The 18,452-nt window shown below is 67.7% G+C and carries 18 protein-coding genes, 1 tRNA gene, 1 pseudogene and 1 riboswitch; of the genes and pseudogenes, 7 read left to right on the plus strand and 13 right to left on the minus strand.

The annotated features are described in order from the left end of the window. Positions 1-46: 46 nt before the first annotated feature. The 4 genes from WG924_RS14405 to adhP form a co-directional block, all read right to left on the minus strand. Entirely contained in the window at positions 47-991 is a 945-nt protein-coding gene (locus WG924_RS14405; protein ID WP_345933747.1) for a LysR family transcriptional regulator, read from the minus strand. Between the two features lie 167 nt (positions 992-1,158). Further along, positions 1,159-2,232, minus strand: coding sequence for a type II toxin-antitoxin system antitoxin DNA ADP-ribosyl glycohydrolase DarG (darG, locus tag WG924_RS14410; protein WP_345933748.1), 1,074 nt, complete (start codon positions 2,230-2,232; stop codon positions 1,159-1,161). After that, a complete protein-coding gene (gene darT, locus WG924_RS14415) occupies positions 2,229-2,882 on the minus strand; it encodes a type II toxin-antitoxin system toxin DNA ADP-ribosyl transferase DarT (RefSeq protein ID WP_345933749.1) in 654 nt (217 codons plus the stop codon). Before darT ends, darG begins: the two co-directional genes overlap by 4 nt. 121 nt (positions 2,883-3,003) lie before the next feature. Then, complete coding sequence (gene adhP / locus WG924_RS14420) at positions 3,004-4,035, minus strand: alcohol dehydrogenase AdhP (protein WP_345933750.1); 1,032 nt, start codon at positions 4,033-4,035, stop codon at positions 3,004-3,006. Between the two features lie 539 nt (positions 4,036-4,574). Here adhP and WG924_RS14425 point away from each other — a divergent pair. Then, a complete protein-coding gene (locus WG924_RS14425; protein ID WP_345933751.1) occupies positions 4,575-6,587 on the plus strand; it encodes a sigma-54-dependent Fis family transcriptional regulator in 2,013 nt (670 codons plus the stop codon). Positions 6,588-6,616: 29 nt separating this feature from the next. Here WG924_RS14425 and WG924_RS14430 read toward each other — a convergent pair whose 3' ends face one another. Then, positions 6,617-7,207 carry a DUF2239 family protein gene (locus WG924_RS14430; RefSeq protein ID WP_345933752.1) on the minus strand — a complete coding sequence of 197 codons (591 nt, stop codon included), beginning with the start codon at positions 7,205-7,207 and terminating at the stop codon, positions 6,617-6,619. A gap of 127 nt (positions 7,208-7,334) precedes the next feature. Between WG924_RS14430 and WG924_RS14435 the strand changes: the two genes are divergently transcribed. After that, complete coding sequence (locus WG924_RS14435; protein WP_345933753.1) at positions 7,335-7,688, plus strand: GIY-YIG nuclease family protein; 354 nt, start codon at positions 7,335-7,337, stop codon at positions 7,686-7,688. Between the two features lie 7 nt (positions 7,689-7,695). Here WG924_RS14435 and WG924_RS14440 read toward each other — a convergent pair whose 3' ends face one another. The 5 genes from WG924_RS14440 to WG924_RS14460 all read right to left on the minus strand — a co-directional run bounded on the left by WG924_RS14440 (position 7,696) and on the right by WG924_RS14460 (position 12,885). Beyond that, the gene (locus WG924_RS14440) at positions 7,696-8,580 is read right to left on the minus strand and encodes an energy-coupling factor ABC transporter ATP-binding protein (RefSeq protein WP_372045168.1); all 885 of its coding nucleotides are present in this window, start codon (positions 8,578-8,580) and stop codon (positions 7,696-7,698) included. Then, on the minus strand, positions 8,580-9,326 hold the full coding sequence (gene cbiQ / locus WG924_RS14445) for a cobalt ECF transporter T component CbiQ (RefSeq protein WP_345933755.1): 747 nt from the start codon (positions 9,324-9,326) through the stop codon (positions 8,580-8,582). Before cbiQ ends, WG924_RS14440 begins: the two co-directional genes overlap by 1 nt. Further along, positions 9,313-9,663: an energy-coupling factor ABC transporter substrate-binding protein gene (locus WG924_RS14450; RefSeq protein WP_345933756.1), complete on the minus strand. Its 351-nt coding sequence runs from the start codon at positions 9,661-9,663 to the stop codon at positions 9,313-9,315. The genes cbiQ and WG924_RS14450 overlap by 14 nt, the downstream gene beginning before the upstream one ends. Beyond that, the gene (locus WG924_RS14455; RefSeq protein WP_345933757.1) at positions 9,660-10,352 is read right to left on the minus strand and encodes an energy-coupling factor ABC transporter permease; all 693 of its coding nucleotides are present in this window, start codon (positions 10,350-10,352) and stop codon (positions 9,660-9,662) included. The genes WG924_RS14450 and WG924_RS14455 overlap by 4 nt, the downstream gene beginning before the upstream one ends. 110 nt (positions 10,353-10,462) lie before the next feature. Further along, a riboswitch (cobalamin riboswitch) is annotated at positions 10,463-10,730 on the minus strand. A 385-nt stretch (positions 10,731-11,115) separates the two neighbouring features. Further along, a complete protein-coding gene (locus WG924_RS14460; RefSeq protein WP_345933758.1) occupies positions 11,116-12,885 on the minus strand; it encodes a methyltransferase in 1,770 nt (589 codons plus the stop codon). A 127-nt stretch (positions 12,886-13,012) separates the two neighbouring features. Between WG924_RS14460 and WG924_RS14465 the strand changes: the two genes are divergently transcribed. Then, positions 13,013-13,903, plus strand: coding sequence for an NAD(P)-dependent oxidoreductase (locus WG924_RS14465; protein WP_345933759.1), 891 nt, complete (start codon positions 13,013-13,015; stop codon positions 13,901-13,903). Here WG924_RS14465 and WG924_RS14470 read toward each other — a convergent pair. Then, the gene (locus WG924_RS14470) at positions 13,892-14,839 is read right to left on the minus strand and encodes an AraC family transcriptional regulator (RefSeq protein WP_345933760.1); all 948 of its coding nucleotides are present in this window, start codon (positions 14,837-14,839) and stop codon (positions 13,892-13,894) included. The two genes, WG924_RS14465 and WG924_RS14470, sit on opposite strands and share 12 nt — an antisense overlap. 29 nt (positions 14,840-14,868) lie before the next feature. Here WG924_RS14470 and WG924_RS14475 point away from each other — a divergent pair, with 29 nt between their 5' ends. Beyond that, positions 14,869-15,498, plus strand: coding sequence for a LysE family translocator (locus WG924_RS14475; protein WP_345933761.1), 630 nt, complete (start codon positions 14,869-14,871; stop codon positions 15,496-15,498). A gap of 20 nt (positions 15,499-15,518) precedes the next feature. Here WG924_RS14475 and WG924_RS14480 read toward each other — a convergent pair whose 3' ends face one another. Together WG924_RS14480 and WG924_RS14485 are read right to left on the minus strand one after the other, a co-directional pair. Beyond that, positions 15,519-15,710, minus strand: coding sequence for a ribbon-helix-helix domain-containing protein (locus WG924_RS14480; protein WP_345933762.1), 192 nt, complete (start codon positions 15,708-15,710; stop codon positions 15,519-15,521). Between the two features lie 214 nt (positions 15,711-15,924). Beyond that, a tRNA-Leu gene (locus WG924_RS14485) sits at positions 15,925-16,009 on the minus strand. Between the two features lie 383 nt (positions 16,010-16,392). On the opposite strand from WG924_RS14485, the gene rplU reads away from it, so the two are divergent. The 3 genes and pseudogenes from rplU to obgE form a co-directional block, all read left to right on the plus strand. Beyond that, on the plus strand, positions 16,393-16,701 hold the full coding sequence (rplU, locus tag WG924_RS14490; RefSeq protein ID WP_188582960.1) for a 50S ribosomal protein L21: 309 nt from the start codon (positions 16,393-16,395) through the stop codon (positions 16,699-16,701). 146 nt (positions 16,702-16,847) lie between these two features. Beyond that, positions 16,848-17,108, plus strand: coding sequence for a 50S ribosomal protein L27 (gene rpmA, locus WG924_RS14495; RefSeq protein WP_188582962.1), 261 nt, complete (start codon positions 16,848-16,850; stop codon positions 17,106-17,108). 292 nt (positions 17,109-17,400) lie between these two features. After that, a pseudogene (obgE, locus tag WG924_RS14500) lies at positions 17,401-18,420 on the plus strand (GTPase ObgE); the annotation flags it as partial. Positions 18,421-18,452: the final 32 nt, after the last annotated feature.

The raw sequence follows: 18,452 nt of genomic DNA on the forward strand, positions 1-18,452 counted from the left end.
TTCGCACTTGCATAGCGGAAAGGGAAATACGCGGTTCGGATATCGGTTATGCGGCATCCGGATCACCTACCGCCGCCGCTATGCGTTCGATGAGCCAATGCAGCGCCGGGTCCCGGCGGGCCCGCTCGTGCCAGACCAGCCAGTAATCGAAGGTGCCGAACACCTCCGGCGCGTCGAACATCACCAGCCCGCGCGCCTCGGCAAAACGTTTCGCCGCGCGATGGGGCAGAATCAGCAGCGCGTCGGATGTCTCGACCAGCAGGGGCGCCACCGAGAAATAGGGCAGTTGGATCGCCACATGGCGGCCTTTACCCAGGCTGCGGAGCTGGCGGGCGATGTGGCCATTGGTCCAGTCGCCGAACACGGTCATCGCCACATGCGGCCAGGCCAGGCAGGCATCGATCGATGGTGGCCGGCCGGCGATGACATCGGGGTCGGCGGTGATCGGATGGCCGGCGCGCACCAGACAGGCGCGGCGCTCGGTGAACAGCCGCCGACGATAGAGTTCAGGCCGCTCGGGCGTGCGGCCGATGATGATCAGATCGAGCACGCCCGAGGCCAGTTTCTGGTGATCATCGGCGCCCAGCGGATCGACCGCGATCTCGACATTGGGGGTCCGGGTCAGCTCCGCCATCACCGGGGCCAGCACCGACAACACGCCGTAATCGGTCGACGACACCCGGAAGCGCCGCCGGTCTGTGACCGGATCGAAGCCCGCCGGCTTGAACAGGCGCCGGATATCGCCCAGCGCCGCCGCCACCGGCCCCTTGAGCGCCAGCGCCCGCGGCGTCGGCACCATCGTCTTGCCAGATTTGATCAGCAGCGGATCGTCGAACAGCACCCGCAGCCGCGCCAGAGACCGGCTCACCGCCGGCTGGCTCGACCGCAGCCGCTCGGCCGCCCGCGTGACGCTCGCGGTCTCGATCAGCGCCGCAAACACCACCAAAAGGTTCAGGTCGATCTGTGACAGGTCGTCGTCGGATATGGGCATTGCGGGAACGGATGGGGCCTTAAGGGGGCGAATGGCGCCGACCGGACCACCAGCGCCTCTTTCCGCAACTAAGTCTCAGATGCACCCGCAACACAAGCCTTCGCCATACCCGGCGACAGTTTCACGCAGGCAGCGCGTGGGGAAGGCCACATAGGATCCGGTGCTGGTCAGACTGCCGCGATACGTTCAAAACGCGCAACGGCAAGTCCGATCAGGCGATCATCGAACAGCCGCTGCTTGCGTGCCGCCGCTCCCTGATCCGATGATGGCCAGGATGCCAGGGCATCTCGGATCGCCCTGGCATCAAGCGCCACGCCTTCCCGGTCGACAAGCCAGTGGACCGTGGCAAGCAGTTCCAGCCCAAGTGCCGATTCAAAACCGTCGATCAGATCGACCGTGGCCTTGAGCGCCGGCAGATAGGGCTTCGCCGCCGAACGCAGATAGGCATCGACCACGTCGCGCCGGCTCTCATCAGCCCAGATCAGATCATATGGACCGGCATCAGCAAGCCGCTTCTCGGCATGCAGATAGCTGCCATCCAGTGCATCCAGCAGATGCCCCAGCGGCTGGGCATAGGGTCCGTATCTGTGAGCCGTGAAGCGAAGTCTCAGCGGATTGTCCAGGCCGGTGTTCTCGATGCTGCGTTCCAGAAAATAGGCCAGCTTTTGAATTTCCAGGATCGAGCAATCCATGCCCAATGCCCAATACCGCCGAACGAGATCGACGATCAACGCCCGCGCGGGCGTGAGATCCTCAACGCCTGACCGCTTCATGACATTCTGATAGGCAGCAACCGGTTCATAGACCGCGATGTCGACATCCGGCAGATCGCCCAGGCTGCTCTCGATCAATGGCCGGACAGAGGACCATGCCAATCCGCCATTGCCACTACCGAGTGGCGGAATTGCAATCGATCTGATCTTCCTGTCGACGATCACCCGCCGCAAATCATCAAGGCCGTCCCCGATCCAGCCCATCTGCGATGGATGACGCCAGTGCATCTTGGTCGGGAAGTTGATGATCCAGCGCGGCCCGATCAACGCCTGGCGTTCCGTTACGAACATCCGGCCGACCCGCACCTCACCGCGTTTACAGGCGGCGGCATAGGCCTCGAAATTCTCAGGAAATGCCTCCTTGAACATCAAGGCGATCCCCTTGCCCATCACGCCAACCGTGTTGACCGTATTGACCAGGGCATCAACCTTGGCATCCAGCAGATTGCCTTGCGTGAAGCGCATCATGAGAAGTACCACCTCGGACGGAGAATGACTTTCAATCGCAGGCCACGGTCGTCGACCTGCCGCTTCACAAGGCCTCTGACCTCTTCCGTATAGCAGGCAATAGCGCTCAGGGCGTCAACAGGGAGTTGGCGGTGAATCAGGGCTTCTGCCCGATAGCGCTCAAAATGATCCGGATTCTCAGGGTCCTTGCGAAAATTCCGGGTCCGGAATGCCTCCCATGGCAGATTCACGAGATAATTCAGATCGTCATAATATTGTGCCGCTTCCAGATGCGCCGCACGATCCGTGAACAGAACTCGGCATCGATGGTCGATCACACGCTGGAGTTTGGTGACAAGAATGACAATATCGGCGTTCGCCTGCTTCTGGACGCCTTTCCCGGTGTGGATATTGAAGAACATCGGACTATGCGGCGTGAAGTAGAATGGCACGTAGTCACCAAGCTCACCCCCCGGAGGACACGGCACAGGAGGATGCCAACGATGATCAATGAGATCGGGACTGCCAATGGCGGCATATCCGGTATCCTTGCCCGCGCCGTTTCGGCACAACACGCCGCGGTCAAGCACCGCCCCGACATTCGAGACATGCATGATACGGAAAATCCAGCCGTCTTCCGGCGCTAACGGCAATCCATCCCTGTTCGTCACGACGTGCCCCTCAAGGCGTGGCGGTGCTGGCCATCGTGAAGAGCATAGGATGTCCCGCCGTCTCCCGCGACCGCTTCCGACATGGCATGCGACCGGGCAGGAGACGGCGAGACCCACCCCTTCAGATGGTCATCACCACCCGTCCCTCGATCTTGCCGGCGCGCATGCGATCGAATATGGCGTTCACGTCTTCAAGCGGCGCGGTGGTGCAGGTGGCGGCAACCTTGCCTTCGCCGGCAAAGGCCAGGCATTCCACCAGATCGGCGCGGGTGCCGACGATCGAGCCGCGGATGGTGCGGCGGTTCAGCACCGTATCGAAGATCGACATCGGGAACGATCCCGGCGGCAGGCCGCACAGCGCCATGGTGCCGCGCCGGCGCAGCATGTCGGCCGCCTGGGCGAAGGCCTTCTCGGACACCGCCGTCACCAGCACGCCATGGGCACCGCCCCCGGTTTCGCGCAGCACCTGCTGCACGACATCCTCGTCACGGGCATCGACCGCCAGGTCGGCGCCAAGCCGGCGCGCCAGCGCCTGCTTTTCGGGGCCGATATCCACCGCCGCCACATGCAGCCCCATGGCCTTGCCGTATTGCACCGCCAGATGGCCCAACCCGCCGACGCCCGAGACCACCAGCCATTGCCCCGGCCGGACCTCGGTTTCCTTGATGCCCTTATAGACCGTCACCCCGGCGCACAGGATCGGTGCCGCCGCGACGAAATCGAGCCCGGCCGGCAGGTGGCCGACATAGGCCGGGTCGGCCAGCACATATTCGGCAAAACCGCCATCCACCGAATAGCCGGTGTTCTGCTGATCGCCGCACAGGGTTTCCCAGCCGGTGGTGCAATGTTCGCAATGGCCGCAGGCGGTGTGCAACCAGGGCACGCCCACCCGGTCGCCTTCCGTCACCGAGCGCACGCCGGCGCCCAGCGCCACGACATGGCCGACACCTTCATGGCCCGGAATGAACGGCGGCTGCGGCTTCACCGGCCAGTCGCCATCGGCGGCATGCAGATCGGTGTGGCAGACACCCGAGGCCACCACCTTGATCAGGATCTGCCCCGGCGCCGGGCGGGGCACCGGCACCTCGTCGATCACCAGCGGCTGGCGGAACGCGCGCACCACGGCGGCTTTCATCGTTGCGGGAAGTGACATGAGCGGAGGCCCTCCATGGACATCGTCAGCCGTGACGGAGACGGCTGATCAAGGACGGGGGCGGCGCAGGCGCACCGCCCCCGCAAGTCAGTCGCGGCCGCGAGGGATGAGGCTGCCGCGTCGGGACGCCACCTGAACGGCCGGTTGGATGGCGCATCATACCGCCCGGCCGTTCAGCAACCTTTGCGCTATCGCAAAGGTTGGGCCAGATTCGCAAAGGTTGGGCCAGATTCGCAAAGGTTGGGCCAAAATCGCAAACGTTGAGCCAGATGATGCGATTGCCGGATATCCGCCAGCGGATGACGGCACGGGCCGTGCAATGCGACAGCACGCGACACGCCGGCCTGTCGCGGCCCGCGACGGCGGGTGCCGCGTTGTGCGACATCGGATCGGGCCGCTTGCGGCTGCCGCGAAGAGCGGGCATGCTGATCCATCAGTCTCGCGGCAGGCAGGCGCCCGCCGCCGCGACACGTGGGCAGTCCATGCGACATAGTCTGCACCACAATCAAGAACAGGGGCGCCACAGGGGAAACGCCCGGATGTCACAGCACTCCGGCCGACAGATACGGGTGCTCGACGGCGTGCGTGGCCAGTTCCGCGATGCCGGCAGCCTGCCCGACAATGCCGTGCCCGAGGTGATCGGCCGGTCGTGGCAGCGCTGTGCCTCGGCCGGCCTGGCGATGAACCGCCCGGCACGCCAGGATCCGCTGGCGGCCCCGGCGTTGCGCCGCCAGCGCGACCGCAACCACACTCTGCTGCATCTGGCCACCCCTGAACTGGATCTTCTGGCCCGCGCCATGGCCGATGCCGATGGCGTCGCGATCCTGACCGACGCCCGCGGGCTCATTCTGGATGCGCGCGGCGACGACGGTTTTGCCGGCCGGGCGCGGCGGGTGTTCCTGCAGCCGGGCGCCTGCTGGTCGGAAACACACGAGGGCACCAACGCCGTCGGCACCGCGCTCGCCGAAGGCGGGCTGGTCGAGGTGGACGGCGCCGAACATTATCTCGACGAGAACCGGGTGCTGATCTGCACCGCCATGCCGGTGCGCGATCCCACCGGCCGGATCGCCGGCGTGCTCGACCTGTCGGGCGATGCAAGACGGCCACAGACCCATGCCCGTGCCCTGGTGCGGCTGGCGGTGGCCAATCTGGAACATCGCTGGACCATGCAGGCAGCCGAGGCCGACGGGTCCGACCTGCTGGTGCGGCTGCATTCGCATCCCTCCTGGCTGGGCACGCCGCATGAAGGCCTGCTCGCCTTCCGTGATGGCCGGCTGTCGGCCGCCAACCGCATCGCCCTGGGGCTGCTGGGGTTGGATGCCGGCGCCATCGGCGCCGCCGGCTGGGATGCGCTGTTCGACGGCTCGATCATCGATGGCGGCCGGCCAGGCGGCGGGGTCGTCAGCGGCGATGCCCGCCTGCTGACCAGCCGCGCCGGCGGCGTGCCGATGCATCTGCGGATCAGCCGGCCGGCCGGCCGGCCGGTGCTGCACCCGGTGACGGCACCATCACGCCTGCGTGCCGCCGCCCCGACCCTGCCCGCCACGATCCCGCCCGCCTTGACGCTGCGCGGCGCCATGGTCTGGGATGCGGCCAGCGATGCCATGCTTGCCCGCGCAACCCGCGCGATCGATGCCGATATCCCGGTGCTGCTGCAGGGTGAAACCGGCACCGGCAAAGAAGTCTTCGTGCGCGCGGCCCATCAGGCGTCGACGCTGCGGTCGGCACCGCTGGTGGCGGTGAACTGCGCGGCGATCCCCGAAGGCCTGCTGGAAAGCGAATTGTTCGGCTATGAGGACGGCGCCTTCACCGGCGCCCGGCGTCGCGGCAGCCCTGGCCGCATCCGTCAGGCCGAAGGCGGCATTCTGTTCCTCGACGAGATCGGCGACATGGCGCTGGGGCTTCAGGCCCGGCTGCTCAGGGTGCTGCAGGATGGCGAGGTTCTGCCGCTGGGCGCCGGCCGGCCGGTGACCGTGCGGTTCCGGCTGGTGGCGGCCACCCATCAGGATCTGAAAGCGGCGGTCGCCGATGGCCGGTTCCGCAGCGATCTCTATTACCGCCTCAACTACCTGTCGGTGACCCTGCGGCCCTTGCGGGATCGCCAGCCTCTGGACGCGATCATCGATGCCGTGTTCCAGGCAACCGGCGCGCCGGCCCGTGACATCACGCTCGATCCCGCCGCCCGCCAATGCCTTGCCGGCCATGACTGGCCGGGCAATCTGCGCGAACTGGCCAATCTGCTCCGCACCCTGGTGGCCCTGGCCGATGATGGCAGCACCATCACGCCCGCCGATCTGCCGGGCGAGATCGGCGCGGCCCGGCCACTCGGTCCGCCCATGCCCCTGCCGCAAGCATGTCTGCCCCACACCGCACCGGTCTTTGCGGCCCCGATGTCGGATGCAGCGCCAATGGCATCGCTCAGATCGATGACCGATGATGCCCTGACCCGGGCACTGGCCGCCCATGACGGCAATATCAGTGCCGCCGCACGGGCGCTCGGCATCCACCGCGCCACCCTGCATCGCCGGCTGAAATCACGACAGCACGGCTGACATCCGGGCAGCACTGACCGCACCGCCGCTCAAGCCGTGGCACCGGACGCCAATTGTCTGGCATGGGCCGCGATATCGGCCGGCCAGCCCGCGATCCGTGCCTCGAACCCCGACAGGTCGCCGGCGAACAGCGCCCGCGTCGCCTCTTCATAGCCAGGCAGGTCGCCGGCCATCGCGTTCATGAAGCGATAGGCGGTCTCACGCGCCATCCGCAGGCGCTGATCGGGGCCCACGTCGCGGCGGGCGGCCTCCACCAGCTTGCGCAGCGCCACCGAGGCGCCTCCCGGCTGGGCGGCCAGCCAGTCCCAATGACGCGGCAGCAGGGTGACCTCGCGCCCGACCACCCCAAGCTTCGGCCGGCCCCGGCCGCGCGCGGCCGTCGCCGGCGCCGTGGTCTCTGCCGGCGCGGGCGCCACCAGCCGGGCCGCGATCTCGGCGCGGCTGCCGCGCAGATCGACATCCACCACCCGCCCGGTCGCGTCGTCAAAGATCAGCAGCGGCCCGGCTGCCCCGGCATCGGCGGCCGCCTTCACCGCCAACGCCACCTCGATCAGCGGCCCCGCCGCAAGGCGCCGCGCGCCATCGAAGGCGGTACTGGGTCGCTGGGTCCGGTCGGTCACGGGCAAGCCTCCTGCACGGGGTGTGGCAGATTTTTACCCGGTTAATAATCTCCCTGTCAATATAACCCGGGTTATATTACCGTCCGCAACCCAAGCCGCATGCCAGATCGAGGAAGAGAGAACCGTCATGACAGGGATCGACCGCAAGCGCGCCGTCGCCGCCTATAAGGAGCGCAAGGCCGCCTATGGCATCTATGCCATCCGCTGTGCCGTCCAGCCCGATCTCCGGCCCCATATCTGGATCGGCCAGACCCCGACGCTCGACACCATCCGCAACCGGATCTGGTTCACGCTGCGCCTGGGCACCAATCCCCACAGATCGCTTCAGGACGCCTGGCATCGCCATGGCGCCGACAGCCTGACATTTGAGGTTCTGGAACGGCTGGAGGACGAGGACGACATCCTGCCCTATATCCGCACCGCCCAATTGAAGGACCGGCTGGCGCATTGGCGGGCGGTGCTGGACGCGCAGGTCATCTGAGCCCCGGTCAGCCGGGTGGCTGGTCCGCGCCGGTTTGGCCGGTCAACGCCACAAGCAGATCATCCAGGCGGCGCGGCAATGGCCGGGCCGGGTCGATCATGCCGCGTGCGGCCAGCGCCTGGGCCAGCCGGCCCAGCATCGGCGGCCGCAGGCCCAGCCGGCGCAGCAGGTCATGGTCCTGAAACACCGTGTCAGGCGCGCCGTCACAGGCGATCCGGCCGTCGCCGAACACCGCGATCCGGTCGGCCCAGCCATAGGCGAGATCCATGTCGTGGGTCGCCACCACCACGGCCGTGCCCGATGCCGCCACGCCGTCCAGCAGCCGCATCAGATCGTCGACGCCGGATGGATCGAGCCCGGCCGTGGGTTCGTCGAGCAGCAGAAATCCAGGGCGCATCGCCATCAACCCGGCGATCGCCACCCGCTTGCGCTGGCCGAAGCTGAGCATGTGTGTGGGGCGGCCAGCCAATGCCGTGATGTTCAGCGCCGCCAGCGCCTCGCTGGTGCGCGCCCGTGCCTCGGCGGCATCAAGCCCCATGTTCAACGGCCCGAACGACACATCCTCGGCCACGGTTGCCGCGAATAGCTGGTCGTCGGGATCCTGCAACACCAGCCCGACCCGGCGGCGCAGCCGCGCCAGCCCCTGGCGGCTGTGAACCACCTCGGCCCCATCCAGCCACACGCTGCCCGCCTGCGGCTTCAACCCGCCGGCCAGGGTGAGCAGCAGGGTGGATTTGCCCGCGCCATTGGCACCCAGGATCGCCAGCTTCCGGGCTGGCGCGATCGCCAGATCCACCCGGTCCAGCGCCCGCGTGCGGCCGGGATAGGTGACCTCCAGCCCGACAGCCTTCAAGCCGGGCACGGTCTGGTCATGCGTGGGCGTCACAATCATCATCCGAGTTGCGCCAGCCCCAGAGCCAGCACCACCAGGCCGCTGCACAGGCCCGCGATGCGCGGCGCCGACGCCGCCGCCTCGACCGAGACGAAGCGCAGCGTGCCGTCATAGCCGCGCACGCCAAGCCCGGTGTTCATCCGCTGGGCGCGGTCCAGCACCCGCGGCAGCAGGCTGGCGAGCAAGCGGCCGTTGGAGCGGATCATCCGACGCGCGCCCTCATGCCCCAGCCGGGCGGCCTGGGCACGCTGGCCGGCTTCCAGACAATCGAGCACCAGCCAGATGATCCGGAACATCATCAGCGCGATATCGCCGATGTCGCCGGCCAGCCCGCGGCGTTGAAACAATTGCAGGATGCTGGTCAAAGGCGTGGTCAGCGCCAGCGCCAGCAATGCCGTCACGCAGGTCAGGCTCCGCTGCCCGACGAACAGCGCCTGAAGCCGCGCCTCCGGGCCGGCGATGCCGAAGACCGGCCAGCCGGTCGAAAGATCCAGCGTCACCATCTGCGCCAGCGTCGAGGTGGCGATGAACCCGACCGGAACCATCGCCGCCCGCGCCAGATCGCCCGGCCGCACCCGTGCCCCTGCCAGCAGCGCCACCACCAGACCGGCCAGGATGATCACCTGCCCGGCCCAGCCGGCGGCCAGCAGCGACACCAGCATCAACCCGGCGCAGACAACCAGCTTTTCCGCCGCCGGCCAGTGCCGCCAGCGATTGGTATGGGCGCTGCGGTCAATGGCGCGCATTGCCGCTCCGCAGCGGCGCATCGACGACGGGCGTGACAGCCCCGGTCGCGCCATCTTCCGCCGCATCGCGCCGCCCGCGCCGCAGCCCGAAATAATAGCCCAGCAGCCCGGCGCCGATCGCGGCCTGAAGCGCGAACAGCAGGCTTTCGATCTCGCCGCTCGGCGGCTCCCACAACGGGCTTGCCCAGGGCTGATAATCGGGATGGATCTCGGTGATCATCGCCTCGGCCTCGCCATCGGCGCCGGCGAATTCCACCGTGCCGGGCGGGTGGATCAGCAGCGGTGCGATCGCCAGTGCCGCCACGGCGGCCAGCATCGCCAGATTGCGCTTGATCATGATGCGACCTTTCCAGCGGCGGCGGCGCGGCCGCGCAGCACGTTCAGGCTCAGCAGCTCGCCACGGCTGTAACGGCTCAACATATTGAACACCACCGCGGTCAGCAGCCCCTCGCTGATCGCCAGCGGGATCTGGGTGATCGCGAAGATGCCGAGGAATTTCGAGGCGGCACCGGCCACCCCGCCCGCCGGATCGGGGAAGGCGATCGCCAGTTGCAGCGAGGTGGTGACATAGGTCGCAAGGTCACCCAGCGTCGCCGCGAAGAAGATCGCGAGGGCAGCACTCAGTCCGGCGCCGGTCATGCCCCGAAAGATACCCCAGGCCACGAAAGGCCCGACGATCGCCATCGAGAAGATGTTGGCGCCAAGCGTGGTCAGCCCGCCATGGGCCAGCAGCAGCGCCTGGAACAACAGCACGATCGCGCCCAGCACCGTGGTGACGGTGGGGCCGAACAGGGCGGAGGCGAGCCCGGTGCCGGTGGGGTGCGAGCAACTGCCGGTCACGGATGGCAGTTTCAGTGCCGACAACACGAAGACATAGGCGCCCGATGCGGCCAGCAGCAGCTTGACCTCGGGCTTGTCGCGCACGAGCTTCACGATGCGGCGCGCGCCGGCAATGACAAAGGGTGCTGAAACCAGGCCCCAGCCCACGGCGTGCGTCGCGGGCAGATAGCCTTCCATAATATGCATGCCGATCCTCCGAAGCCTGATCGAGCCTCTTCACACGGCAAGGCCTTCGGAGATGACCGGCGATCCGCCGATATATCCCGCCCCCATCCGAACGCCCCGTTCGAAGAGTGGCCCTGTCAGACGCGAAGGCAGGTCTCCTGGCTCGCGGGTCATCATCCGTCGCCGGCCTTCCCAGTGTCCCGACCCGGAGTCCCCGGTGGCCGGTATCCCAGTGGCCAGTCTTGCCCAGTGGTATAGCAGGGCGACAGACTCTCCGCTTACAGTTGCGGGGGCAGCCATGGCTTCGCGGGCGACCGCCCGCTTCCATGTTCCCTTTTCACCGCCCTGGCAGCGCCCTTCTGAGCGCCGGCATGGCAGACCTTCGTGACCGGATTGTGATCTGTGGTTGCGCTGTGTGTCAAGCGGGCGAAGGGGCGTGATCTGTCACTGGCGGATAGCGGCAGCACCGCCTGTCACAGATCATTCCGGCCCATCGGGTGCCTCAGGTCAGGAGAAGAAGGTGCCGTCGCTCCCACCGCCGTTGAAGTTAGCTGCCGTGGTCGCGACGAGCATCGCCGTCAATCGAGGTGCCGACCAATGCCGACGCGTCTTAGACACCTGCCCCCCACAGGACGGCTCCTGCCACAGATCGTTGCTGCCGGAGATGTGGTGATTGCCGTGTGTCATCATAGCCGCTCCAAATAAGTATCGTGACGCCATCATTCTTCCGGCAAGGCGGCTACATTTCAATCGAAAATCCGGCCATCGTGGGTCCAGCAAAGATTCAATCGTGGCACCAGATATGATACATTTCGATGAATGTTTTGGGGTTCCGCCTTTCGAAGGCGGCCCAGTTTTCCAGGTTGGCACCCGCCGGATCATTGGGAAACATTGCCCGATAGCGGGGCATGACATCACTTTCCGGCAGGGAAAGCCCAGCGAAACTCAACCCAAGCGCATCGAGATGCGCCGCGATCATCGACACCGTGAACAGCACCTCCTGCTCGTGAAACAGCAGGTCACGCAGATGGTTGAGGTTATAGAAATCACCACAGGTCACCAGATGCGCCAGAGCGGGATCGAGCCGGCCGTCGAGCAGATCGCGCCGGAAGCGCCGCATCGAGGCCGCGTCGCCGCGCCAGCCATGACGCGCCAGCCACAGCCGCGCCGCCAGCAGATCGCGCCGGGCCGTGGCGCTGTAGAGCCCGATCTTCATCCAGCCGCCCGGATGCAGCAGATCGCGCAGCCGTCGCCACGCCGCCAGCGGGTCGGCGGTGTGGTGCAGCACGCCCACCGCCTCGATCAGATGAAACCGCCCGGGCCGCCCCGCCGCTTCCAGGCGTTCGCTCGTCAGATCGAACAGGTCCGCCCGCAGCATCGCCACGTCGTCGCAGCCATGCAGCCCGGCCTTGTGGGCCGCATAGGCCAGGCTGGCGGCGCTCAGATCGATGGCGGTGACGGAGCGGTGCTGATAGCGCCGGGCGGTGTGGATCGTGTGCCGGCCGGTGCCGCCGCCCGCGATCAGGATATCCGGATCGTCGGGAAGCGCTGCGATCGCGGCATGCGTGGGTGTTCCTGTGACAGGCGTTCCAAGGGTGCGCGCCAGCACCTCGGCCAGCCGTCGCCGACGGATAGGGCGCAGGCCGCGCCAGCGCGGATAGGGCCAGGACTCGTATTGCGCGCGCACCCGCAGCGACAGCGGATCGGTGACCGGACGCAGGGCCGGAATCCGCTGGGCGGCGATCGCCATCGGCTCGTCATGAAACACCGCCAGAAAGCGGCGCCGCGCCGGATCGGGCAGGGCCGGCCGGGTGGCCAGTTCGGCCATCGCCGCCATCGGCGGCATCCGATACATGGCGATCGCGACCAGATCATCGGTCAGCGCCACGTCGCCAAGTTCCGCCGCGCGGGCATCGACCCTGGCGATTCTGGCGTCGAGCGCCACCTGTTCATCATCCGTCCAGGCGGCGGCATAGTCTGAATTCAGCAGGCCGGCCGCAAGGCTGATGCGCGCCTCCAGCGGCAGCGGCTCGCGCTGGTTTTCCCCCTGATCATCGGCCGTCAGCCCGTCATTCAGGCAACAGCGGCGTCGCAGCCGGACCATCGCCCGCTCGATCACCGGATGGACATTTGCACAGCGATCGAGAAAGCGCCGGAACAGCGGATCGGCCGCGAGCGCCGAACAGGTCGCATCATCGGGCGTGGCGGCGGGCACGGTCTCAGGGCCCAGCCCATGCCGGCGCGCCAGCATCCGGCCCGCGACCGCCGCGATCCGCATGTCGTCGATGTCGCCCGCCGTCAGCCGGGCCAGAATCTCGTCATACAGCTGTACTGGCGGCGGCAGGCGAAGACGGCCAAGGCAATGGGCGATCATATCACCCACCTTCGGATGGTCCGGCGCCAGCCGGCGCACGGTCAGCAACGAGGCCATCGCCAGATCCGCGCGCCCGAATGCCATGTGATGGCGGGCCAGCGCGAGATGGGCGTCACGATCCGCCGGATCACGCCGCACGGCGTCGGTCAGAACCCGGTACCGCGCTCGATCATCCCCCATCCGCCACCTCCGTTGCCCCACACCACCTGCACAAGCCTTCAATACGCGGTTTGGCCCGATCCTTAAAGTCACCTCCGGCGGATCAGACTCCGCATCGCGGTCATATCCAGGCAACAGGAGATCCGAGATGACGACACCGACCGGGTTCATCGGTTTGGGGGTGATGGGGCAGCCGATGGCGCTGAACCTGGCGCGGGCCGGCATAGGGCTGATCGTGTGGAACCGCACCAGTTCACGCGCCCAGGCCCTGGCCGATGCCGGCGCCGAGGTGGCGGCCACCCCGGCGCAGGTGTTCAGACGTGCCCATGTCGTGTTCCTGATGATGATGGACGGGGCGTCGATGGATGCCGTACTGGGTCGCGGCACGCCCGGCCTCGCCGCCAATGTCCGTGGCCGCATCATCGTTCACATGGGCACCACAGCCCCCGGTTATTCCCGCGCGCTGGGTGATGATATCCGCGCCGCCGGCGGTGATTATGTCGAGGCGCCGGTCTCGGGCTCGCGCCTGCCGGCCGAGGCCGGGCAACTGGTCGCGATGCTGGCGGGCGATCCGGGGCCGGCCGGGATCGTGCGGCCGCTGCTGGCGCCGATGTGCGCGCGGGTGGTCGATTGCGGCGCGGTGCCGTCGGGCCTGCTGATGAAGCTGGCGGTGAACGTGTTCCTGATCACCATGGTCACCGGCCTGACCGAGGCTTTTCACTTCGCGCAACGCCATGACCTGGATCTTGAACGCTTCGTGGCGGTGCTCGATGCCGGGCCGATGGCGAGTGCGGTGTCGCGGATGAAGGCCGCCAAGCTGCTGGCCGCCGATTTCACCGTTCAGGCCGGGATCGTCGACGTGCTGAAGAACAACCAGTTGATCGCGGCGGCGGCCCGCGAGGCCGGCATCGCCTCGCCATTGCTCGATGTCTGCCACGCCCTGTTCTCGGAAACCCTGGCCCTTGGTCATGGCGGGCTCGACATGGCGGCGGTGGTGAAGGCCATAGAGGCCCGGACCGGCGCGGTGTCAGCCGGATGACGCCGCCCTGGCCCGGGGCAGGGCCTGCGCCGCCGCCCAGCGTGCAGGCGTCAGGCCAATACTGCCCTTGAACAGCCGCGACATGTGGCTCTGATCGGCGAAACCCGCCTCAAGTGCCGCCTCGGCCAGCGGCAGGCCGCCGCTGATCAGCCGCCGGGCGATATCGATCTGGCGCAGCGTCCGGAACCGGCTCGGGCTGGTGCCGAAGGCCTGGCGGAACTGGCGCGCGATCGTCCAGCGATCCAGCCCGGCCACATGCTCGAAGGCCGCGACCGGGTGGCGGATGGCGGGATCGGCGGCGATCATCTCGCGCACCGCCATCATCCGGGCCAGGGCCAGCGGCACCGGCCGGCGCGGCGGCCCGCCGGCATGCCTGTCCAGCAGGCCGGCGATCGTCACCGCCAGATCCACGCGCGCCGCCTCGTCGATCGGTCCATCGAGATCGGCAAGCCATTGATCGAGGGCCGGGTCGCGGCCGGCGGCCGCAACCACCGGATCGGCCACGAACGGCAATGCCCGTCCGCCCAGCGCCTGCTGCACCAGCGCCGGATCGATATAGACGATCCGATAGCCGAACCCGTCATCGGTGGCGGCGGCGCCGTCGTGAAGCTCGTCCGGGTGCAGGATATGGGTCTCGCCCGGCAGGCACAGCCGCCGCACGCCGCGATAGCGGAACGACTGCACGCCGCGGGTGGTGATGCCGATCGCATAAGTGTCGTGGCGATGCGGCGCGAAGGCCGGGCCGTCGAACCCCGCCTCCAGCCGCTCGATGCCGGCACTGCCCTGGCCGATGCGCAAGGTCACGCCCGCGCGCAGCCGCCCGGTCTCGACGCCGGCCGCGCGCGGCGCATCGGCGAGACGCGGCGCACCGGCGAGACGCGGCGACGGGGGCGCTGAACCATCTGGCGGGCCGTCTCGGCATGTCGGGGTCTGCATGACCCTGGAACGTTACAGGATTTTCGACGATGCAGCATCTGCCCTTCGATATGGCGGGTCTCGATCTGGCAGGATTCGCGCTTGCCGGCTTCGCCGTCACCGTCAGCCCCGGCCCCACCACCATCGCGATGACCGCGGTCGCCAGCGCCTTCGGCCTCCGGCGGACATGGGCGTTCCTGACCGGCAGCGCCGCGGGCACCATCGCGGTGATGCTGGCGGTGGCGGCGGGGCTGGCCTCGCTGCTGACCGGCCATCCCACGCTGGCCGCCGGCTTCGCCGTGCTGTCGGCGGCCTATATCCTCTATCTCGCGCTCCGCATCGCCACGGCACCACCGCCGCGCGCCGCCAGCGCCGGGGCCACGCCGCCGGGCATCGTCAGCGGCCTGATCCTCGCCACCACCAATCCCAAGGCATGGCTGGCGATCGGCGCCCTGTTCGGCGGCGCCACCCCGCCATCCACCGCCCCCATGGCCGACATGGTCGCCCGCGTCGCCATCATGGTGGTGTTGATCACGCTCAGCCACGTCACCTGGGCACTCGCCGGCGCCGGCTTCGCCCGCCTGCTCCGCCAGCCGCTGGTGTCGCGGATCGTGAACCTGATCCTGGCCGCCCTGCTGGTGGCGTCGATGGTGATGATGCTGTGGCCCGGTGGGGGCTAAACTATCCGGGCGGGGGCAAACTAAAGGCTGCCGCGATCCGATCCGCCGGCCTGACGGCGCGCCTCGTCCAACACATCCGCCATCGTGCGGGTACCGATACCGCTCGCCAGCCCCTCGTCAATCAGGCGCTGGATCTGTGCGATACCGTCGCGGCGGATCAGATCATGGACATCGTCGCCGGCATTGTCATAGCGGCCGAGAGCCATCGTCATCCTTCTTGATCTCAGGGGCGAAGGTTGTGGTCGATGACCAAGACTGTCTGATGATGGCCATGCCCCAAGTTTAAGGGCCATCAGAACGACCAGTCGTGCTTGGCGATCATGAACGAAGGATGTTCGGCCCGGGGCCATCGACCGCCCTGCGGCATCGCCGGTCGCCGACATCTGGTGAGGCAAGCCCGTTGACGGGCCGTGCCCTCGGGCGGTCTGGTGCGAGAGGGGGGACTCGAACCCCCAAGCCTTTCGGCGGTCGATTTTGAGTCGACTGCGTCTACCGATTCCGCCACTCTCGCCCACGTCCGATGCCGCATGATACCGGTGTTCCGGCATCCGCGCGCTAGAGAATAGCCAAGTGCTGCGGCAATGCAACAGCCGAGCATGGTGGCGGGCGATGTCACCATCCGCGATGGCGGTTATCTGCCCGTCGCTGTTGACAAAGCACGCGCGGCCAATATAGTCGCGTGGTCCCGGGCAGCGGCGGCGATTTCAAGTCGGCGCCGACCCGGTCGCTTTCGTCCGCACCACGGACCGATCCGCCCCAGGGCGGGCTGGTCGGAGCCGGGGCTCTGGCGGGTGCAACCACTCCAACTGTTCCGCGTGGGCCATGGGCTTGAGCGGGCCGCGCTCTGCGGCTCCCGGCCGGCCGGCGCGACGACGACTATCGGGAAGATCGATCATGTTCGCGGTCATCAAGACGGGCGGCAAGCAGTACAAGGTCGCGGAGAACGACATCATCGCCGTCGAGACGCTCGGCATCGAGCCTGGCGGCACGATCGAGTTCGAGCCGCTGATGGTCGGCGACGCCGATGGCGTGAAGATCGGTGCTCCGATCGTTGCCGGCGCCAAGGTCACGGCCGAGGTCGTTGATCTGGTCCGCACCCGCCGGGTGCTGATCTTCAAGAAGACGCGCCGCAAGGGCTATCGCCGCCTGAACGGTCATCGTCAGAGCCTGACGAAGATCCGCGTCACCGCAATTTCGGCCTGAGGACCGGCGCGGCCCGCCGGCGCATCCGCGTCGCCGCCGCATCGACCAAGGCCGCGTCCGGGCCTGACCGCCCGGATATCAGCGTCAACCGACACCCGCGCGACCGGCATTGATGACCGGTCCCGGGCATCACGGAGGTCTCCGAGATGGCACATAAAAAGGCAGGCGGCAGCTCCCGCAACGGTCGCGACAGTGCCGGCCGGCGCCTGGGCGTCAAGAAGTTCGGCGGCGAAGCCGTCATCCCCGGCAACATCCTGATCCGTCAGCGCGGTACCAAGTGGTATCCCGGCCGCAATGTCGGCATGGGCCGCGACCACACCCTGTTCGCGCTGATCGAGGGCACCGTGTCGTTCACGCGTGGCCGCGACGACCGCACCATCATTCACGTCGAGCCGGCGCAGGCCTGATCCAGGCCAGCCGCCCGACGCGAGACATGCCCGCGCCATTCGACGCCTGATCCGGCCCGCCGGAGCGGGGTGTGGATGGCACCGGGCCTGCGAGACGAGGGGGATGGCCCGGCCATCCCCCTCTGTTCGTGTTGCGATACCATCGCCCCATCCCATGTCGGTCGTCGACACCGGCGGCTTTCCATGACCGCCCCCTTCATACCCAGCCCTGTCACCCCCAGATCTTTCGGCAACCCCGGCCCGTCCCGGCCGGCCAGCCTTCCGCACTGACGCCATAGAAAGTCGCGCCCCCGTGAAGTTCCTCGATCAGGCCAAGATCTATATCCGCGGCGGCGATGGCGGCAATGGCTGCGTCAGTTTCCGGCGCGAGAAGTATATCGAGTTCGGTGGTCCCGATGGCGGCGACGGCGGCAATGGCGGCCGGGTGATCGCGGTTGCGGTCGACAACCTGAACACGCTGATCGATTTCCGCTATCAGCAGCATTTCAAGGCCCGTCGCGGCACCCACGGCATGGGTCGCAACCGCCATGGCGCGCGCGGCGAGGATGTCGTGATCCAGTTGCCGGTCGGCACCCAGATCTGGGACGAGCGTGGCGAGCGGATGCTGATCGACCTGACCGAGCCCGGCATGCGGGTGCTGCTGGCCGATGGCGGCAGCGGCGGTTTCGGCAATGCCCGGTTCAAATCCTCGATCACCCAGGCGCCGCGCCGGGCCAATCCGGGCACCGAGGCCCCGGAACGCTGGCTGTGGCTGCGGCTGAAGATCATCGCCGATGCCGGTCTGGTCGGCCTGCCCAATGCCGGCAAGTCGACCTTCCTGGCCGGGGTGACCGCCGCCCGCCCCAAGATCGCCGATTATCCCTTCACCACCCTGCATCCCAATCTGGGCGTGGTGCGGGTGGGCGACGACGAATTCGTGCTGGCCGACATTCCGGGCCTGATCGAAGGCGCGCATGAGGGCCACGGGCTGGGCGACCGCTTCCTGCGCCATGTGGAGCGCTGCGGCGCGCTGCTGCATCTGCTCGACGCCACCGCCGAGGATCCGGTCGAGAATTACCGCATCGTGCGCGGCGAGCTGGAAGCCTTCGGCCACGGCATCACCGACAAGCCCGAGATCATCGCCCTCAGCAAGATCGACGCCCTGGACGACGACACCATCCAACTGGTGAAGGATTATGTCGAGGAAGAGCTGGGCCAGCCGGTTCTGGCACTGTCGGCCATCTCGCGGCGCGGCGTGCCCGAGGCGCTGCGCGCGCTGATGCCCCATGTCATGGCGGTGCGCGAGGCCGAGATCGAGGCCCGCAATCAGCGCCGCCGGGTACTGGGCGTGGTCGACGAGGCGGT

The organism is Tistrella arctica (assembly GCF_039630945.1).
In the GTDB taxonomy this organism is placed as follows: domain Bacteria; phylum Pseudomonadota; class Alphaproteobacteria; order Tistrellales; family Tistrellaceae; genus Tistrella; species Tistrella bauzanensis.